The organism is Actinomadura atramentaria DSM 43919, from assembly GCF_000381885.1.
GTDB lineage: Bacteria > Actinomycetota > Actinomycetes > Streptosporangiales > Streptosporangiaceae > Spirillospora > Spirillospora atramentaria.
In genome coordinates, this window is record NZ_KB907211.1 from 267674 (window position 1) to 285776 (window position 18103).

The 18103-nt window shown below is 74.7% G+C and carries 16 protein-coding genes; 10 read left to right on the forward strand and 6 right to left on the reverse strand.

Features of this window, described 5'->3' with window-relative positions:
- Nucleotides 1-36: 36 nt before the first annotated feature.
- From G339_RS40840 to G339_RS0111705, 3 genes are read left to right on the forward strand one after another with little or no spacing between them, the layout of a single operon-like run.
- Nucleotides 37-1293, forward strand: coding sequence for a lytic transglycosylase domain-containing protein (locus G339_RS40840; RefSeq protein WP_276203764.1), 1257 nt, complete (start codon nt 37-39; stop codon nt 1291-1293).
- 46 nt (nt 1294-1339) lie between these two features.
- The gene (locus G339_RS0111700) at nt 1340-2272 is read left to right on the forward strand and encodes a ferrochelatase (RefSeq protein WP_019631268.1); all 933 of its coding nucleotides are present in this window, start codon (nt 1340-1342) and stop codon (nt 2270-2272) included.
- Nucleotides 2269-3078: an inositol monophosphatase family protein gene (locus tag G339_RS0111705; RefSeq protein ID WP_019631269.1), complete on the forward strand. Its 810-nt coding sequence runs from the start codon at nt 2269-2271 to the stop codon at nt 3076-3078. Before G339_RS0111700 ends, G339_RS0111705 begins: the two co-directional genes overlap by 4 nt.
- An 87-nt stretch (nt 3079-3165) precedes the next feature.
- Here the strand turns inward: G339_RS0111705 and G339_RS39380 are convergent, their stop codons facing one another.
- Nucleotides 3166-3327, reverse strand: a complete 162-nt coding sequence (locus G339_RS39380) for a hypothetical protein (RefSeq protein WP_019631270.1) — start codon at nt 3325-3327, stop codon at nt 3166-3168.
- A 194-nt stretch (nt 3328-3521) separates the two neighbouring features.
- On the opposite strand from G339_RS39380, the gene G339_RS0111715 reads away from it, so the two are divergent.
- Nucleotides 3522-4175 (forward strand): response regulator transcription factor, encoded by a 654-nt coding sequence (locus G339_RS0111715; RefSeq protein ID WP_019631271.1) that lies wholly within the window; start codon nt 3522-3524, stop codon nt 4173-4175.
- Nucleotides 4172-5452, forward strand: a complete 1281-nt coding sequence (locus G339_RS0111720) for a sensor histidine kinase (protein WP_019631272.1) — start codon at nt 4172-4174, stop codon at nt 5450-5452. The genes G339_RS0111715 and G339_RS0111720 overlap by 4 nt, the downstream gene beginning before the upstream one ends.
- 9 nt (nt 5453-5461) lie before the next feature.
- Here the strand turns inward: G339_RS0111720 and G339_RS36595 are convergent, their stop codons facing one another.
- Nucleotides 5462-8269, reverse strand: coding sequence for an ABC transporter substrate-binding protein (locus tag G339_RS36595; protein WP_019631273.1), 2808 nt, complete (start codon nt 8267-8269; stop codon nt 5462-5464).
- A gap of 73 nt (nt 8270-8342) precedes the next feature.
- Nucleotides 8343-10061 (reverse strand): serine/threonine protein kinase, encoded by a 1719-nt coding sequence (locus G339_RS0111735; RefSeq protein WP_019631274.1) that lies wholly within the window; start codon nt 10059-10061, stop codon nt 8343-8345.
- A gap of 575 nt (nt 10062-10636) precedes the next feature.
- Here G339_RS0111735 and G339_RS0111745 point away from each other — a divergent pair.
- Both G339_RS0111745 and G339_RS33330 read left to right on the forward strand, forming a co-directional pair.
- Nucleotides 10637-10933, forward strand: coding sequence for a DUF4193 domain-containing protein (locus G339_RS0111745; RefSeq protein WP_019631276.1), 297 nt, complete (start codon nt 10637-10639; stop codon nt 10931-10933).
- Nucleotides 10934-10945: 12 nt separating this feature from the next.
- Nucleotides 10946-11872, forward strand: a complete 927-nt coding sequence (locus G339_RS33330; protein WP_019631277.1) for a hypothetical protein — start codon at nt 10946-10948, stop codon at nt 11870-11872.
- 4 nt (nt 11873-11876) lie between these two features.
- On the opposite strand, the gene G339_RS0111755 is transcribed toward G339_RS33330, so the two are convergent.
- Nucleotides 11877-12473 (reverse strand): maleylpyruvate isomerase family mycothiol-dependent enzyme, encoded by a 597-nt coding sequence (locus tag G339_RS0111755; RefSeq protein ID WP_019631278.1) that lies wholly within the window; start codon nt 12471-12473, stop codon nt 11877-11879.
- Between the two features lie 86 nt (nt 12474-12559).
- Entirely contained in the window at nt 12560-12853 is a 294-nt protein-coding gene (locus G339_RS0111760) for a DUF4235 domain-containing protein (protein WP_019631279.1), read from the reverse strand.
- A gap of 116 nt (nt 12854-12969) precedes the next feature.
- Here G339_RS0111760 and valS point away from each other — a divergent pair, with 116 nt between their 5' ends.
- Nucleotides 12970-15483, forward strand: coding sequence for a valine--tRNA ligase (valS, locus tag G339_RS0111765; protein ID WP_019631280.1), 2514 nt, complete (start codon nt 12970-12972; stop codon nt 15481-15483).
- 6 nt (nt 15484-15489) lie between these two features.
- Here valS and G339_RS0111770 read toward each other — a convergent pair whose 3' ends face one another.
- Entirely contained in the window at nt 15490-16155 is a 666-nt protein-coding gene (locus tag G339_RS0111770; protein ID WP_019631281.1) for a TetR/AcrR family transcriptional regulator, read from the reverse strand.
- A gap of 75 nt (nt 16156-16230) precedes the next feature.
- Here G339_RS0111770 and G339_RS33335 point away from each other — a divergent pair, with 75 nt between their 5' ends.
- Together G339_RS33335 and G339_RS0111780 are read left to right on the forward strand one after the other, a co-directional pair.
- Nucleotides 16231-17184 (forward strand): alpha/beta fold hydrolase, encoded by a 954-nt coding sequence (locus tag G339_RS33335; protein WP_019631282.1) that lies wholly within the window; start codon nt 16231-16233, stop codon nt 17182-17184.
- Nucleotides 17181-18086, forward strand: a complete 906-nt coding sequence (locus G339_RS0111780; RefSeq protein ID WP_019631283.1) for a metal-dependent hydrolase — start codon at nt 17181-17183, stop codon at nt 18084-18086. The genes G339_RS33335 and G339_RS0111780 overlap by 4 nt, the downstream gene beginning before the upstream one ends.
- The last annotated feature ends 17 nt before the right edge of the window (nt 18087-18103 follow it).

The window sequence follows — 18103 nt, forward strand, 5'->3', positions numbered from 1 at the left end:
TCACTCGCCTCAGCGACTCCTGTTGGGATTTTGGTCGTGTCCTCTTCCTCACCGCCGCGCGAACCGGACGCCCCGAGCCCGGACGACGCCCCCGCGGGCCCGCGCCGCCCCCGCCGGGGCGAGAAGAAGGTCCGCGTCCACACGCCCGCCGCCGCCCGGCGGCGGACCGGCCGCCGCGTCCGGCCCGCGTGGGTCGTCGGCGCGGTGGCGGTGCTGGCGGCCGCGGGCGTCGGCGGCGGCGTCTACGCGGCCGTGTCGGCCGACGGCGGCGACGCGGGCGGCGGCGGGCACAGCGACCCGCCGCAGGCCGGGGGGCGGCCCGTCACGACGATCACCGACGACGGCCAGGTCGCGCCGCTGCGCCGCGTCGTCCCGCCGGACGTGCTCGCGGTGTCCGGCGGCGACCCCATCCCGCAGGCCAAGATCGACGCGCTGCGGAAGGTCAAGCGGGTCGGCGACGTCATCGCCGTCGCGGGCGGGGCCATCCAGCTCCAGGGCCGCGCGGTCAACACGTTCGCCGTGGACCCGTCGGCGTTCCGCTCCTGGACGCCGCCCGGAACCGCGCAGAACACCCAGCTCTGGACCGCTCTCGCGGGGAACCGGTTCGTGACGTCGTCCGCCGCCGCCGGCGAACTGCGGCTCAGCCAGGGCTTCCCGTACCCGGTCGTCGGCCGGACGGTCCCCAACATCACGATGGGCGGCTCGGGCGACCTCGGCCTGCCCGGCATCGACATGCTCGTCAGCCGCAAGACCGGCGAGGACATGGGGCTCGTCCGCAACGTCGCGGTGCTCGTCAACGCGCCCGGCGTCGACCCGGCGAAGCTGACGCGCGCGGTGAAGCGGCTGCTCGGCTCCGGCGTCAGCGCCGTCAACCTGCACGAGAAGAAGTACCAGCCGACCGGCGGCGGGCAGCGCTCCGGCAGCTACCTCGACCTCTACAAGCGCGCCGCGACGACCTGCCCCGGCCTGTCCTGGACGGTCCTCGCCGCGATCGGCCAGGTCGAGAGCGACCACGGCCGCAACGCGGGCCGGTCCAGCGCGGGCGCGTACGGCCCGATGCAGTTCATGCCCGCCACGTGGAAGGTCTACGGCGTCGACGGCGACAACGATGGCAAGGCCGACATCATGAACCCCTACGACGCCATCCCCGGCGCGGCCAAGTACCTGTGCGCCAACGGCGCGGGACGCGGCGGCAAGAGCCTCTACAACGCGATCTGGCACTACAACCACGCCGACTGGTACGTACAGAAGGTGCTCAACCTCGCCCAGGCGTACGCCGCCCGCTACTCCTGATCAACCCCCGGCCCGACCCCGCGCGCGGGGCTGCTTGGATGGGCGTATGACGTCATACGACGCGCTGCTCCTGGTGTCGTTCGGCGGTCCCGAGGGGCCTGGCGACGTGATCCCGTTCCTGGAGAACGTCACGCGGGGCCGCAACGTGCCCCGCGAGCGGCTGGCGGAGGTCGGCGAGCACTACATGCTGTTCGGCGGGGTGAGCCCGATCAACGGGTTCTGCCGCGACCTGCGCGCCGCCGTCGCCGCCGACCTCGCCGCGCACGGCCCGGAACTGCCGGTGTACTGGGGGAACCGCAACTGGGACCCCTACCTCGCGGACGCGGTCCGGCGGATGCGGGACGACGGGGTGCGCCGCGCGGCCGCGTTCGTCACGTCCGCCTACAGCGGCTACTCGGCGTGCGACCAGTACCTGGAGGACATCGCGCGCGCCCGCGAGCAGGTCCCCGGCGCGCCCGAGATCGACAAGCTGCCCGTCTACTGGGACCGGCCCGGCTTCCTGGACCCGATCGCGGACGGCGTCCGCGCGGCGCTCGCCGGACTGCCCGACGACCTCCGTGGCGACGCCCCGCTCGCGTTCACCGCGCACAGCGTCCCGCTGGCCCAGCCGGGCCGGGAGACCTACGCCGCCGAACTCGCCGCCGCGTCCGCCCGCGTCGCGGAGCGCGCCGCGCCCGGCCGCCCGTGGGAGCTGGTGTACCAGAGCCGCAGCGGCCCCCCGGCGCAGCCGTGGCTCGAACCCGACATCGGGGAGCACCTGGAGAAGCTGGCCGCCGCCGGGCACCGGGCCGCCGTCGTCGTGCCGATCGGGTTCGTGTCCGACCACATGGAGGTCAGGTACGACCTCGACGTCGAGGCCGCCGCGCTCGCCGGGCGGCTCGGCCTCACCCTGGCCCGGGCGGCGACGCCCGGCGCCGACCCCCGGTTCGCGGCGCTGCCCCGGACACTCCTCGCCGAGATCACGGGAGACGCCCGATGAGCACCCCCGAAGAACTGCTGGACCTCGCCGTCCGCACCGCCCGCGCGGCGGGCCGGATGCTCGTGGAGGACCGGCCCGCCGCCGGGCCCGACGTCGTCCAGACCAAGAGCAGCCCGACCGACGTCGTCACGCAGATGGACCGCGCCGCCGAGAAGCTGATCATCGAGCGGATTCGCGCCGAGCGGCCCGACGACGCGTTCCTCGGCGAGGAGGGCGGCGAGAGCGCGGGCGCGAGCGGCGTCCGCTGGGTGATCGACCCGATCGACGGGACCGTCAACTACCTCTACGACCTGCCGGACTGGGCGGTGAGCATCGCCGCCGAGCGGGACGGGACCGCCGTCGCGGGCGCGGTCGTGCTGCCGCGCCGGGGCGAGCTGTTCACCGCGACGCTCGGCGGCGGCGCGTTCCTGGAGAGCGCGGCGGGGCGGCGGCGGTTGCACGTCAACGCCGACGTTCCGCTGGCGTCCGCGCTGGTCGCGACGGGGTTCGGCTATTCGGCGGCGCGCCGCGCCCACCAGGCGCGGGTGCTCACCGGCGTCGTCCCGCACGTCCGCGACATCCGCCGGGGCGGCTCGGCCTGCAACGACCTGTGCGCGCTGGCGGCGGGCCGGGTGGACGCCTACTACGAGCGCGGCGTGCAGGCGTGGGACGTCGCGGCGGGCGCGCTGATCGTCACCGAGGCGGGCGGCCGCGTCGAGGGCCTGAACGGCGCGCCGACCAGCCCGGAGTTCGCGATGGCGGCCGGTCCGGGCACCTTCGAGGCCCTGCACGCCCTGCTCGCGCCCCTGGACCCCGCGCACGACTGAGGACATGCCGGAGCCCGGTGCGGCACGCCGCACCGGGCTCCGAAGAGACACCGCCGGGGACGCGGCGGCGACGGGGCACCGCCGCCGTCAGTCGAGGGTGATGTCGTTGGCGGCCGCGATCCGGCGCAGTTCGTTGATCTCTTCCTGGCGGATGTCGGCCAGGTAGGCGTCGCCGTCGGCGCGCGCGGTGCGCAACGACGCGTAGGCGGCGTCGAGCCGCTGCTGGATCGCATGAGTCAGTTCGCCCATAAGCCTCCTCCCGGAATCACGGCCTTCTCTACCCAGCGGTCTGGTTCGGGTAAACCTGTTCGTGGAGTGATTTTGCCCGGCGCGGGGCAACCCCGCCGGAACCGCAGGTGAACGGCTTACGGACGTCTTACGCGAGCCGTGGGATACCTGGGGTGTACGCCAGGGGCCCGTGCGGCCGGGAAGGGGACCGACAGGTGCGTGTTCTGGTCGTCGAGGACGAGCGGGTGCTCGCGGACGCCATCGCCACGGGGCTGCGCCGGGACGCGCTGGCGGTGGACGTCGCCTACGACGGCGCCGCCGCGCTGGAGCGCGCGACCGTCAACGCCTACGACGTGATCGTGCTCGACCGCGACCTGCCCAAGGTCCACGGCGACGAGGTGTGCCGCCGCCTCGTCGGGGAGCGCAGCCCCGCCCGGATCATCATGCTGACGGCGGCGGGCGAGCTGGACGACCGCGTCGAGGGCCTCACCATCGGCGCCGACGACTACCTGGCCAAGCCGTTCGCGTTCAAGGAGCTGATCGCGCGGGTGCGGGCGCTCGGCCGCCGCGCCGCCGCGCCGCGCCCGCCGGTGCTGGAGCGCGCGGGCGTCCGGCTGGACCCGGCGCGCCGCGAGGTGGCCCGCGACGGCCGCCCGGTGGAGCTGACCCGCAAGGAGTTCGCGGTGCTGGAGGTGCTGCTCGGCGCGGACGGCGCGGTCGTCAGCTCCGAGCACCTGCTGGAGAAGGCGTGGGACGAGCACATCGACCCGTTCACCAACGTGGTGCGGGTGACGATGATGACGCTGCGCAAGAAGCTGGGGGAACCGGCGGTCATCGAGACCGTCCCGGGCGTGGGGTACCGGCTGTGACGGACGGGAACGAGCACGCCGAGCCCGGCACGACGCGCACCGACCCGGGCTCCCACACGGGCTCCCAGCCCGTCCCGGGGGCCGTCCGCTGGCCCGGCCCCGGCCCGCAGCAGTTCCCGCGCCCCGCGCAGAGCACCGGGACGCTGCGCGCGGGCGGCGTCCGGAACCTGCCCGGCCGGCTGAGCGTGCGGCTGCGGCTGACGGCCCTGTACGGCCTGCTGTTCTTCATGGCGGGCGCGCTGCTGCTGTTCGTCATGTCGGTGCTGGTCGCCAACATCCTCGGCAACATCAAGGTGATCGGGTTCGGGATCTCCGACGCCGAGGCGGCGGCGTGGCAGCACGCGTTCGTGGAGCAGACGATGCAGCGGCTCGTCGTCCGGTCGCTGATCGCGCTGGCGGGCGTCGGCATCCTGGCGCTGATCCTCGGCTACTTCGTCGCGGACCGGGCGCTCAGCCCGCTCCAGCGGGTGACGGCGACGGCCCGGCGGCTGTCGGAGAGCACCCTGCACGAGCGGATCGCGCTGGAGGGCCCCGACGACGAGATCAAGGAACTGGCCGACACCTTCGACGCGATGCTGGAGCGGCTCGGCCAGGCGTTCGACTCCCAGCGCCGGTTCGTCGCCAACGCCTCCCACGAGCTGCGGACGCCGCTGGCGATCAACCGGACGCTGCTGGAGGTCGCCCTCGGCGACGAGGAGGTCTCCGACGACCTGCGGACCGTCGGCCGGACCCTGCTGGCGACCAACGCCCGCCACGAGCGCCTGATCGAGGGCCTGCTGCTGCTGGCCCGCAGCGAGCGGGAGCTGACGACCCGCACCCCGGTGGACCTGGCCGAGGTCGCCACGACCGTCCTGGAGAACGCGGCCCGCCGCGAGCACGACAACGACGTGGTGACGCACCGCGAGCTGGCGTCCGGGACGGCGCTCGGCGACCCGGTGCTGCTGGAGCACCTGGTGTCGAACCTGGTGGACAACGGCATCAAGCACAACGACGACGGCGGCGAGGTCTGGATTCGCACGGGCGTCCTGGACGGCTACGCGACCGTGCAGGTGGAGAACACCGGGCCGACCGTCCCGGCGTACGAGGTGGAGCGGCTGTTCGAGCCGTTCCGGCGGCTCAACGCCGACCGGGTCGAGTCGGCGAAGGGCGCGGGCCTCGGGCTGTCGATCGTCCGCTCGGTGGTGCTCGCGCACCGGGGGACGGTGTACGCGACGTCCCGCGCGGGCGGCGGCCTGATCATCACGATCCGCCTCCCGCTGGCGCAGCCCGCCGCCTGACCGGCGCGGCTACTTCGGCGCGGCGGTCGCGAGGGTCGGGTCGCCGTCCAGGTCGAGGTCCAGGCCCGTGTAGCGGGTGGACCGCACGGCGGCGGTCCCGATGTTGACGACCGGGATCACGGCCATGTCGTCCAGCGCGATCTTCTCGGCCTGCCGGGTGTACTCGACGCGCTTGGCGGCGTCCGTCGTCGCGGCGATCTGCTTGAGCAGGGTGTCCACCTGGTCGTCGTGCCAGCTCCCGTAGTCGCCGATGCCGGTGCCGCCCGGCGCGACCTCCGGGCCGCCGACGAGCGGCGCGAGCATGTTCGCGCCGGTCGGGACGTCGGGGTACCAGCCGGTGAGGATGAGCCCCTGCGCGTTCTTCGCCTGGACCGCGCCCTGGAGCTTGCTGTAGTCCGGGTAGTTGCGGATGTTGACCTTCCAGCCGAGCGCCTGCTGGAGCGAGCTCTGGAGGATGGTCGCGAACTTGAGCTGCGACGTGTTGCCCAGCGTGTAGAGGTCGACGGACGTGCCGGGGTTCATGCCCGCCTCGCGCGCGAGGTCCCGGGCGGTGGCCTCGTCGCGCCGGGCGCAGGACGGGCACGCGTTCGCGCTCGCGTACGCCGGGAGCGCGGCGGGCACGATGCCGGTCGCGGGCGTGTAGCCGGGGCCGTAGTTGTTCGCGACGGCGGTGCGGTCCAGCGCCCAGGAGACGGCGATCCGCGCCTTGGCGTCGCGCAGCGGGCCGCTCCGGAGGATCGGGAGCAGCAGCCGCTCGCCGGGGACCGTCCGCTTCACGACCTCGGTGCCGGACGACGTCCGCGCCTGCGCGGCGGTCACCGAGGTGAGCGGGGCGAACCCGAACTCGCCCGCCGCGACTCCGGCGACGCCCGCCGGGGACGGGTCGGCGCTGAGCTTGATCGTGACCGTGTCCAGCTTCGTCGAGCCGAACGCCCAGGACGGGTTGCGGACGAGCGTGATGGTCGAGCCGCGCGCGTACGTCCCGATCTTGAAGGGGCCGTTGCCGATCGGGTTCATCCGGTACGTCGCGTCGCCCGCCTTCTTGGCGGTCTTCGGCGCGGGGACGAACGCGGGGTGCGCGAGCCGCGTCGGGAAGTCGCAGTCGGGGTCCGCGAGGTCCACCTGGAGCGTGGACCCGCTCGCCGTGACGCCCGACAGCGTCGCCGCCGATCCGGACGAGACCTGGTCGTAGCCCTTGATCTCGGTCATCACGTACAGGGCGTTGCTGTTGCGGTTGGACGCGGTGCGCGCCCAGCCGCGCGCGAACGACTCGGCGTCGACCGGCTCGCCGTTGCTGAACGTCGTGCCGGACCTGACGGTGATCGTCCAGTGGCGGCACTCGTTCGTCGGGACCAGGGACGTCGCGAGGCGGTTCACGAGCTTCCCGTCCGGCCCGACCTCGGTGAGGCCGGTGAAGAGCTGCTTGGTGAGCAGCCGCTCGGTGCTGCCGCCGTAGTCGGCGGCGGGGTCGATCGAGCCGCCGGAGTCGAGCGGTGCGGCGGCCGCCATCACCAGGTTCCCGCCGACGCGCTGGGGGGTCGGCGTCGGCTTGGCGGGGTCCTTGAGGTTCAGGGCGGCCAGCAGCCCGCCGGTGAGGGCGAGCGCGACGACGGCCGTGACGCCGCCGCCGACGAGCAGCGCGGTGGGCCGCCGCCGGGGCCGTCCGCCGGCGGGCAGCGTCGCGCCGGGCCAGGGCGGGGGAGCGGGCGCGTTCCAGGGCGGCGGCGTCGCGGGCGGGTCGCCGGGGCGGCCGGGGGAGCCGCCCGGCGGCGCGAACGGCTGCGGGGTGGACGGCTGGGGGGTGGACGGCTGCGTGGACGACGGTGGGGTGGACGGCGACGCGAACGGCGGCGGCGTGGACGGCTGCGTCGAAGGCGGGACGGGCGGCGCGGGCGGCGCGGGCGGCGCGGGCGCGCCCGCGGGCGCGTGCCCGAACGTCCCCGTCGCCGCCGCGGCCGCGCCCTGCCCCAGCATGTCCGCGGGCCGCCCGCCCGGCGCGGGCGCGCTGCCCGCCAGGCCGAGCAGCCGCAGCAGCACCTGGTGCGCGGCGGGCCGCCGCGCCGGGTCCTTGGCCAGGCAGTCCGCGGCGATCTCCCGCAGCGGCCCGGTCATCAGGCCGAGGTCGGGCGGCAGGTTGAGGATGCGGTGCATGACGGCCGGGATCGAGTCCTGCCCGAACGCGGGCCGTCCCGACGCCGCGTACACCATCGTCGCGCCCCACGCGAAGACGTCGGCCTCCGGCCCGACCGGCGCGCCGGAGATCTGCTCGGGGGCCATGTAGGCGGGCGTGCCGACGGCGGTGCTGGACATCGTGCCGGTCGCGTCCAGGGCCCGCGCGATGCCGAAGTCGATGACGCGGGGGCCGTCCGGGGCCAGCAGGATGTTGCCGGGCTTGAAGTCGCGGTGGACGATCCCCGCCTCGTGGATCGCGGTGAGCGCCGTCATCGTCCCGATCGCCAGCCGGTCCAGCTCGGTGCCCGAGCGGGGCCCGCGCATCCGCAGGACCTCCAGCAGCGACGGCCCGTCGATGTACTCGCTGACGATGTAGGGCCGGTCGCCCTCGGTGTCGGCGTCGATGACGCGCGCCGTGCAGAACGGCGCGACGCGGCGCGCGACGGCCAGCTCGGCGGCGAACCGGGACCGGGCCTTGGGGTCGCCGCTGAACCGGGCGTGCAGGAGCTTGACCGCGACCGGGCGGCCGGGCTCGTCCTCGGCGAGGAAGACCGAGCCTTGGCCGCCCTCGCCGAGCAGGCCGGTCAGCCGGTAGGGACCGATCCGCTCGGGGTCGCCGGGGCGGAGCGGAGCGGTCTCCGGCATGGACGGACCTCCGGACGGGAGAGCGGGCGGGGGGCGGGCGCGGGCGGCCGCGGCGCGGCCGCCCCGGCGTGGCCTACTGCTTGCTCACGGTGCCGTACGCCCCCGCGGCGCCCGCGGTCGGGGTGTCGTTCCGCCACTCCCAGCGCATCACCGACAGCGACGACGAGGTCGGCAGGAACGAGACGTACCCGTCCGCGCACTGCGTCTTGTCGGCGAGCAGGGACGTCTCCCGGTACACGTACCGCGTGCTGCTGCTCTCCTCCGGCATGAGGGTGAGCTTGGTGTAGCAGGTGGGGTGCGTGTCGGGGTAGGTGTACGTCGCGGTGCCGCCCTTGCCGAGCAGGTAGAACGCCGGGGTGAAGTCGTCGCTGCCCTGGTGGCCGGTGCCCTTGTACGTCCCGATGATGCCGCCGCCGAACAGCGAGGAGGAGGACGGCGTCGGCGGGGAGTAGGTGATGATCGGGTCCGGGTCGTCCTTGCTGTTGCTGGCGACGATGATGATCACCACGACGACGATGATCGCGATGATCGCCACGACGCCGCAGCCGATCCCGATGAACACGCCCGGGTTCGTCCCCGACGACTGCCGGGGCGGCGGCCCGTACGGGCCGGGCGTCATGGGTCCGGGCGTCATCGGGCCGGGCATCGGGCCGGGCGTCGCCGGGCCGATCGGCGGCGGCGTGGCCGGGCCGGGCGGACCCGGCTGGTACATCGGCATCGGCGGCGGTGTGATCGACGGCGGCACCTGCTGCTGCCCGTGACCGCCCATTGCGGGCTGTCCCATACCGCCCTGTCCCATTCCGGCCTGGCCGGGACCGGCCTGGTGCATCGGCATGGGCGGCGGCGTGATCGCCTGCGGCGGCGGCGTGTGCCGCCGGACGGGCGGCGGCGCGGGGAGCTGCGAGGCGATCCGCGTCCCCTGGTTCATCAGCTCCTCGGGGTCGGCGTGCTGCCCGGCGGGGGCGGCCCCCGCGCCGTCGAGGAGGTTCAGCAGGAGCTGCGCGGCGGGCGGCCGCAGCCCCGCGTCCTTGGACAGGCAGCGGGCCACCAGGTCGCGGACGTGGCCGGGCGGCAGCGCCGACAGGTCCGGCTCGTCGTTGAGGATCTTGTTGATGATGACCGGCAGCGTCTCGGCCTCGAACGGCGACTGCCCGGTCGCGGCGAACACCATCGTCGCGCCCCAGGCGAAGATGTCCACCGCGGGCGTGAGCGGCGCGCCGGTGAGCTGCTCGGGCGCGAGGTAGCCGGGCGTGCCGACGACCATGCCGGTCGCGGTGACCGCGCTCTCCTGCGAGTTCACCGTCCGCGCGATGCCGAAGTCGACGACGCGGGGGCCGTCGGCGGCGAGCATGACGTTGTTCGGCTTGAAGTCGCGGTGGACGATCCCGGCCTCGTGGATCGCCGCGAGCGCGGTGACCGTGCCGATCGCCAGCCGCTCCAGCTCGGCGCGGCCGAACGGCCCGCCCCGCGCGATGACGTCGTGCAGCGACGGCCCGTCGATGAACTCGCTGACGACGTAGGGCTGGTCGCCCTGGACGTCGGCCTCCAGCACGCGCGCGGTGCAGAACGGCTCCACCTTCTGCGCGGCGGCCACCTCGCGGGTGAACCGGGCGCGCGCGGCGGGGTCGGTCGCCATCTGCGCGTGCAGCAGCTTGATGGCGACGTACGCGCCGCCGCCGCGGACGCGGCCGAGGTAGACGGCGCCCTGGCCGCCCGCGCCCAGCCGCCCGACGACCTCGTACTGGCCGAGCGCGCGGGGGTCGCCCGGCTCCAGGGGAGCGGCATCCGGCATCTGAGTTCCTCCACACGCGGTGAGATGTGCCCGCCCGTCGGTCGCGGCCGGTCCCCGGCCGTGGCCGCCCCGGAACAGCCGGGCTCGTCCGGGGGGTTGTCCTCGACCTCAGGCGGGCACGATATCGCGTTAGTTCGGACGTTTCACCGAAGCTCTTGGTTCGGTCCGATCGTCCGGGGACCGTCCGGAAGGGGGTCGCGGGGGTGCGGACCGACCCGCCGGCCGACGTGCCGACCGACCTGCGGGGCGGCGGGGCCGCGCGACGGCGGGCGCGGCGCGCCGAGGTTGGCGCGCACCGGGCGCTGGGTACCGATATGATCCCGGCCGCCGTGGGTTGCCCGGGCGGGTGTCACGGCCTGTTCCACACCGTGACAACCTGCACAAAGGTGACGTAAACCACAGATTGGCGGCGTAGCCGACGATGCACGTCAACGCGTGGAGGTGGTCGCGCCTCGTGTGTCGCAGTTCACTACACGTGACAGAATTTCCCGCCCGGATCGGGCACAAGAAGGGCCTCTCGTGCGTTAGATCCGCGCGACGGGGCGCATAAAGCATCGAGGGGGATGGAGACGCCAATGGCGACCGACTACGACAGCCCACGCAAGACAGACGACGACATCAACGAGGACAGCCTCCAGGAGCTGCAGGCCCGGCGCGCCGACAAGGCCGCGAGCATCATCGACGAGGACCTGGACGCCGGCGAGGTCGCCGAGCTTCCCGGCGCCGACCTGTCCAACGAGGAGCTGACCTTCCGGGTCGTGCCGCGCCAGGCGGACGAGTTCACCTGCACGCGGTGCTTCCTCGTCCACCACCGCAGCCAGCTCGCCAGCGAGAAGAACGGCCGGCTGGTCTGCCGCGAGTGCGCCGCCTGACGGGCGACGCGCATGGCGGACGACATAGGGCGGCACGACGCGGAAGGCGCGGCGGGCACGGACGGCGCGGACGGCCCGGCGGACGCTGAGGCCCCGCGCGGCGCGGTGGAACCGGCGGACGGCGGTTCCGCCGAGCTCGCGGAGGCCGCCGAGATCGGCGAACTCGTCGGCCGGCTGGTCGAGGCGGACGGCATGGACCGCGAGACCCGCGGCCGGCTGCTGGCGCGCCTGGTCCGGCTCGTCGGCGAGAGCGCGCGCCGCGCCGGGGTCGCCGGCATGGCCCGCGGCCGCTGGCTGACCGACCTGCTGGTCGCGGCCGGGCCGCACATCCCCGTCCGCGACCTCGACACGCTCCGGGCGCACCACCGCGGCCTGGCGGGCGAGGCCCTGGCCGACAGCGTCGCGCGGGTCGCCGGGCACGCCACGACCGCCGTGGGCGCGGCGGGCGGGGCGCTGGCGGCGGTGCAGTTCACCGCGCCCCCGCTGCTGCTGACCGCGCCCGCGCAGCTCGCCGCCGAGACGCTGGTCGTCGCGGCGATCGAGGTGAAGATGATCGCGGAGCTGCACGAGGTGTACGGCGTCCCCGTGGCGGGTTCGGGAACGGTCCGGGCCGCGTCCTACCTGACGTCCTGGGCGCGGCGGCGCGGCATCGACCCGCTGGAGGCCGGTTCGCTGACCGGCGCGCTCGGCACCGCCGCCAAGGCCGCGCTCCGCAAGCGCCTGCTGGGGACGTTCGGCCGCAGCATGACGACCGTGGGCCCGTTCCTCACCGGCGCCGCCGCCGGGGCCGCGCTGAACCGCGCGTCCACCCGCAGGCTCGCCGCCGACGTCCGCGCGGACCTGCGCCGCGCGCCCGGCCCGGTCGCCACCGCCGAGGACGGCCCGAGTGGTGGCACGGGCGCCCGCGTCCTGCGCCTCCCGCCCGCCGACGAGCGCTAGCCGCTCAGGCGAACTCCAGTTCCCCCGCCACCGAGTCCCGCCCGGTGAGCCACAGGCCCAGCGCCTCCCGCGTCCCCCGCACCTCCGGCCCGCGCCCCACCGGCCGGTGCCCGTCCGTCGGGACGAGCCGGTGCCGCAGCACCCGCCGGTTCATCCACAGGCTGAGCTGCAGGCCCTCCCGGAAGATCGCGGTCGCCACGTCCCCCGGCACCGCGCGCGTCCGGCCGAGGCCGCGCAGGATGTCCTGGTGGTGGACGCCGAGGTCGCCGAGCAGCAGCGCCGCCCCGATCCGGCTCGTGGTGGCGGGCCGCTCGGCCCAGTGCCGCGCCCACTCCAGCAGGCGGCCGCGCGAGATCCGCCGGGCGCGGACGGCCTGCGCCTCGTTGGCGGCGTTGATCCGCGCGCCGTACGGCAGGTAGGTGGTGAGGTAGTCGAGCCCGACGACGTGGCCGAGGACGTCGCGCGGCGACCAGCCCGCGCACAGCGTCGCGCCGTGGTCGAACTCCTCGTCGCTCAGCGCCGCGACCGTCTCCAGCAGGCGGTGCCGCTCGGCGCGCAGCGCGTGCTCGAACGGGAACGTGACGTTGTCCAGCGGGCGCATCGCGGTCGATCCCTTCGGGGGGCGGGAGCGACCACGATACGCGCGCCGTCCGGACGGGCGGCGGTTGACCCCCCGTCCAATACGGGTCAGCTCGCGGCGTCGGCGATGAGCTGCGCCGGCAGCTCGCCGGTGCCCTTGGCCCACTGCCGCGCCGCGGCGCGGGTGGCCAGCAGCCGCGCGACCTCGACGCCGATGCCGACGACCACGACCCAGCCGACGGCCTCGCTCAGCGCCACGTCCGGCGACTCGGGGTTGACCGGCGGCTCCTTGCCGGTGCCCTTCTTCCAGGCGACGCCGATCGCCTTCTTGGCGACGAACCCGCCCGCGAACGCCGCGGCCCCGGCCACCAGCCGCCAGCCGATGTCGCCCTTGTCCGCCATCATCGTCCTCCCAGTCGTCTTGCCTCGGTCCCGACGCTACCGGAACGGGCCGTCCGGAACCCGATGCCCGGCGTGTCCCGCATTCCGCCCCGTGCGGCGGGCGCCCGGTCAATACGATGGGCCGCATGACGACCCCGCAGCCGAACGTCCCCGCCAAGCCCGCGCTCGACGGCCTGGAGGACAAGTGGGTACGCGGCTGGGACGAGGCGGGCACGTACCGGTTCGACCGGACGCGCCCGCGCTCGGAGGTCTACTCCGTCGACACGCCGCCGCCGACCGTCTCCGGGTCGCTGCACGTCGGGCACGTGTTCTCCTATACCCACACCGACGCGGTCGCGCGCTACCACCGGATGCGCGGGCGCGCGGTGTTCTACCCGATGGGCTGGGACGACAACGGGCTGCCGACCGAGCGCCGCGTCCAGAACCACTTCGGGGTGCGCTGCGATCCGTCGCTGCCGTACGACCCCGCGTTCGAGCCGCCCGCCAAGCCCGATGCCAAAAGGCAGGTCCCGGTGTCGCGGCGCAACTTCATCGAGCTGTGCGAACGGCTCACCGAGGTGGACGAGCGCGCGTTCGAGGAGATGTGGCGGCGCGTCGGCCTGTCCGTCGACTGGGACCACCTCTACACGACGATCGGCGCGCCCGCGCGGGCGGCGTCGCAGCGCGCGTTCCTGCGGAACCTGGCGCGCGGCGAGGCGTACCTGGCCGAGGCCCCGACGCTGTGGGACGTCACGTTCCGCACGGCCGTCGCGCAGGCCGAGCTGGAGGACCGCGACGAGCCGGGCGCGTTCCACCGGCTGCGGTTCCGCGCCGAGTCCCGCCCGGTGTACGTGGAGACGACGCGGCCGGAGCTGCTGCCCGCGTGCGTCGCGCTCGTCGCGCACCCCGACGACGAGCGGTACGCCGAGCTGTTCGGCACGACGGTCCGCACGCCGCTGTTCGACGTCGAGGTGCCCGTCCTGCCGCACCGGCTCGCGGAGCCCGACAAGGGCTCGGGGATCGTCATGGTCTGCACGTTCGGCGACCTCACCGACGTGGTGTGGTGGCGGGAGCTGGACCTGCCGACCCGCGCGGTCATCGGCTGGGACGGGCGGCTGGCGGCCGAGCCGCCGCAGGGCGTCCCGGCGGGGCCGTACGCGGAGCTGGCGGGCAAGACCGTCTTCTCGGCCAAGCAGCGGATCGTGGAGCTGCTGACCGAGTCCGGGGACCTGGACGGGGAGCCGCGCAAGGTCGTCCGCCCGGTGAAGTTCTACGAGAAGGGCTCGCGCCCGCTGGAGATCGTCACCACGCGGCAGTGGTACCTGCGCAACGGCGGCCGGGACGCGGCGCTGCGCGACCGGATGCTGGAGCGCGGCCGGGAGCTGCGGTGGCATCCGGAGTACATGCGGGCGCGGTACGAGAACTGGGTCGCGGGCCTGAACGGCGACTGGCTGGTGTCGCGGCAGCGGTTCTTCGGCGTGCCGGTGCCGGTCTGGTACCCGCTGGACGGCGGCGGCGAGGCGCGGTACGACGCGCCGATCGTCCCGGCGGAGGCGGTGCTGCCGGTGGACCCGTCGTCGGACGCGCCGCCCGGGTACGACGAGGACCAGCGCGGCAAGCCGGGCGGTTTCATCGGCGACCCGGACGTCATGGACACCTGGGCGACGTCGTCGCTGACGCCGCAGATCGCGGGCGGCTGGGAGCGCGACCCCGACCTGTTCGCCCGCGTGTTCCCGTTCGACCTGCGCCCGCAGGCCCACGAGATCATCCGGACCTGGCTGTTCTCGACGGTCGTGCGCGCCGACGCCGAGCACGGCGTGCTCCCGTGGCGGGACACCGCGATCTCCGGATGGATTCTCGACCCGGACCGCAAGAAGATGTCCAAGTCCAAGGGCAACGTCGTCACGCCCGTGGACCTGCTGAAGGAGTACGGCTCCGACGCCGTCCGGTACTGGGCGGCGAGCGCGCGGCCGGGCGCGGACACCGCGTTCGACACCGGGCAGATCAAGGTGGGCCGCCGCCTGGCCATCAAGATCCTCAACGCGTCGAAGTTCGTGCTGGGGTTCGGCGCGGCCGACCCGGACGCGGTGTCCGAGCCGCTGGACCGGGCGATGCTGGCGGCGCTCGCGGGCGTCGTCGAGGACGCCACGCGCGCGTTCGACGCCTACGACCAGGCGCGGGCGCTGGAGCGCACCGAGCGGTTCTTCTGGGAGTTCTGCGACGACTACCTGGAGCTGGTGAAGGCCCGCGCGTACGGCGAGGGCCCGGCGGCGGAGTCGGCGCGGGCCGCGCTGCGGACGGCGCTGTCGGTGCTGCTGCGGCTGTTCGCGCCCGTCCTGCCGTTCGTGGCCGAGGAGGTGTGGTCGTGGTGGCGGGCCGGGTCGGTCCACCGGGCGCCGTGGCCGGCCGCCGCGGAGCTGCCCGGCGGCGGCGACCCGGCGGTGCTGGCCGCGACGGGCGCGGCGCTGGGCGAGGTCCGGCGGGCCAAGTCCGAGGCGCGGGCGTCGATGCGCGCGGACGTGGCGCGGGCGGTGGTGCGCGGGCCGCGCGCGGCGCTGGTCGCGGCGGCGGACCTGGCGGCGGCGGGCCGTGTCGCGGACCTGGTGCTGGACGCCGCGGGTGAGGACGCGGTCGAGGTGGAGCTGGCCTGAGCCGCGTCAGTCCGCCGGGGCGGCGGTCCCGGCGGGCTTGTCGCAGTCGGGGTCGGTCGCGCCCACGGCCTGGAGGACGCCGCCGAGCACCCGGACCGACAGGTCGCGGACGGCGTCGCGCTCGATGTCGCCGCGTTCCAGCCACGCGACGGTCGCGCCCTCGACGAACGACATCCACCCGTCGATGGCGACGCGCAGCGCGGGCCGGGGCTCGGTGGAGCCGATGAGGCCCTGGCTGAGCGCGGCGGCCAGGCGGGCGCGGACGCGCCGGTAGAACGCGCTGACCTCGTCGTCCACGCCGATGCCGCCGCTGAGGATCGTCTGGAACGCCGAGCGGTGCGCGTCGGCCCACCACAGGTAGCCGTCGAGGGTGCGCATCAGCCGCTCGGTGGGGGACAGGTCGTCGTACTCCCCGGCCAGCTCGTCCAGCGCGGACGCGGCGTTCTCGATCACGGCCAGGAACAGGCCGCGCTTGCTGCCGAAGTAGTAGTAGATCAGGCCCTTGGCGACTCCGGCGGCGTCCGCGATCTCGTCGATGGACAGCACGTCGTAGGGGCGGTCGGCGAACAGGCTCGCCGCCGCCTCCAGGATCGCCGAGCGCCGGGCCTCGCCGCGGCCGCCGCGCCCGCCGCGTCCGGGTGAGGTCTCGTCCTGGCTCGCCTGGGCCGTCATCGGGTCCTCTCTCTTGACTTTCGTTCAAGCCGTTCTCATATTAGATTTGAAGTCTAATTGGGCCGGGAGGCGCGGGTGAAGACGCGTAGGATCAAAAACCAGTCCGTCAAACTGGCGATACGTGAGTACGACGGCGCCGGGGCGCCCGGCGCGCCCACGATCGTCCTCGTCCACGGCTACCCCGACGACCAGGACGTCTGGACGCCCGTCGCGGCCCGGCTCGCGGAGCGGTTCCGCGTCGTCACCTACGACGTGCGGGGCGCGGGCGGCTCGACCCGGCCGCGCCGGACGCGCGAGTACGCGATGGAGCACCTGGCCGCGGACCTGCGCGCCGTGGCCGACGCCGTCTCCCCGGACCGGCCCGTCCACCTCGTCGGGCACGACTGGGGGTCGGTGCAGGGCTGGGGCGCGCTGACCGGCGGCGCGCTGACGGGGCGCGTCGCCTCGTTCACCTCCATCTCCGGGCCCTGCATCGAGCACTTCGGGCAGTGGGTGCGCGACCGGCTGCGGCGGCCCACGCCGCGCCACGTCCGGGACCTGGCCGGGCAGTTCGCCCGTTCCTGGTACCTGATCGTCGGGGCGGTGCCCGGTGTCGCGCAACTCGTCTGGCGACTCGGGGGAACACGGCTGTTCCCCGTTCTGGTCGAGCGGACGGAGGGGGTCTCGCGCCCGGACCGGCCCGGGTTCCGCAAGGACGCGCTGTCCGGCGTGAAGCTCTACAAGGCCAACGCGGTGCGGTTCCTGCGGCCCGGCTGGACGTGTACGACGAACGTCCCGGTGCAGGTCATCGCGCCGACGCGGGACCGGTTCGTCTCCCCGCGCCAGTCGCTCGCGCTCGCGCCGTACGCGGACCGGCTGTGGCGGCGCGAGCTGGACGCGGGCCACTGGGGCGCGGTGCTGGCCGAGCCCGAGCGGGTCGCGGACTGGGTGGCGGAGTTCGTCCGGCACGTCGAGGGCGGGCCGGAACCGGCCGGGCTCGCCGCCGCGCGGGTGCCCTCTCCCACGCGCACCGAGGCGGTGGCCCGATGACCGCCCCCGACGAGCGCCACCCGGTGATCACGCCGCGCCGCGTCCGGTTCGACTGGTCGGCGACGCCGCTGCACTGGATTCCCGGCGAGCCCGTCGCGACGCACTTCATCAACGTCCTGCACCTGCTGCTCCCGGCGGGCGAGCGGTGGTTCGTGCGCGTCTACAAGCAGGCGCTGCCGCTCGTCGCGGACGACCCGGTGCTGCACGGCGAGGTGAAGGGCTTCATGGGGCAGGAGGCCGTCCACGCCTACTCCCACCAGGGCGTCCTCGACCGGCAGATGCGCGACCAGGGGCTCGACCCGCGGCCGCTCACCGCGAAGATCGAGTGGGTGTTCCGGCGGCTGCTCGGGGACCGGCCGCCACTGCCGGTGGTGCCCCGGCGCGCGTGGCTGAACCTGCGGATCGGGATCATCGCGGGCATCGAGCACTACACGGCCGTCCTCGGCCAGTGGATTCTGGACGCCCGCGCGCTGGACGACGCGGGCGCGGACCCGGTCATGCTCGACCTGCTGCGCTGGCACGGCGCGGAGGAGGTCGAGCACCGGTCGGTGGCGTTCGACGTCTACCAGCACGTGTCGGGCGCGTACTGGCGGCGGTTCGTGGCGTTCTTCGCCGGGGTGATCGCGATGCCGCTCGCGGTGTACTTCGGCGCGGCGTACCTGTGCGCGAAGGACCCGACGCTGGCGGGCGTCAGGCCGCGTCCGCGCGACTACCGGCGGGCCGTGCGCAAGGGGCTGCTGCCGAGCAACCGGTTCATGGTGGCGGCGGCGCGGCGGTACCTGCGGCGCGACTTCCACCCGTCGGGGGAGTGCTCGACGCGGCGGGCGGCGGAGTACCTGGCGGTCTCTCCGGCGGCGCGGGCGGTCGCGCGGGCCGAACCCGGCCGTTCCGGCGACGAGTGAGCCGGTCGCGTCCCCAG

Coding starts and splice junctions, on each gene's coding strand:
- G339_RS0111755 (WP_019631278.1), bottom strand. CDS start 12,473: ATGCGCCCGCTGGACAACGTCACGTTCCCGTTCGAGCACGCGCTGCGC.
- valS (WP_019631280.1), top strand. CDS start 12,970: ATGGGCCGCATGACGACCCCGCAGCCGAACGTCCCCGCCAAGCCCGCG.
- G339_RS0111780 (WP_019631283.1), top strand. CDS start 17,181: ATGACCGCCCCCGACGAGCGCCACCCGGTGATCACGCCGCGCCGCGTC.
- G339_RS0111770 (WP_019631281.1), bottom strand. CDS start 16,155: ATGACGGCCCAGGCGAGCCAGGACGAGACCTCACCCGGACGCGGCGGG.
- G339_RS0111735 (WP_019631274.1), bottom strand. CDS start 10,061: ATGCCGGATGCCGCTCCCCTGGAGCCGGGCGACCCCCGCGCGCTCGGC.
- G339_RS39380 (WP_019631270.1), bottom strand. CDS start 3,327: ATGGGCGAACTGACTCATGCGATCCAGCAGCGGCTCGACGCCGCCTAC.
- G339_RS0111745 (WP_019631276.1), top strand. CDS start 10,637: ATGGCGACCGACTACGACAGCCCACGCAAGACAGACGACGACATCAAC.
- G339_RS0111705 (WP_019631269.1), top strand. CDS start 2,269: ATGAGCACCCCCGAAGAACTGCTGGACCTCGCCGTCCGCACCGCCCGC.
- G339_RS33330 (WP_019631277.1), top strand. CDS start 10,946: ATGGCGGACGACATAGGGCGGCACGACGCGGAAGGCGCGGCGGGCACG.
- G339_RS0111700 (WP_019631268.1), top strand. CDS start 1,340: ATGACGTCATACGACGCGCTGCTCCTGGTGTCGTTCGGCGGTCCCGAG.
- G339_RS36595 (WP_019631273.1), bottom strand. CDS start 8,269: ATGCCGGAGACCGCTCCGCTCCGCCCCGGCGACCCCGAGCGGATCGGT.
- G339_RS0111760 (WP_019631279.1), bottom strand. CDS start 12,853: ATGGCGGACAAGGGCGACATCGGCTGGCGGCTGGTGGCCGGGGCCGCG.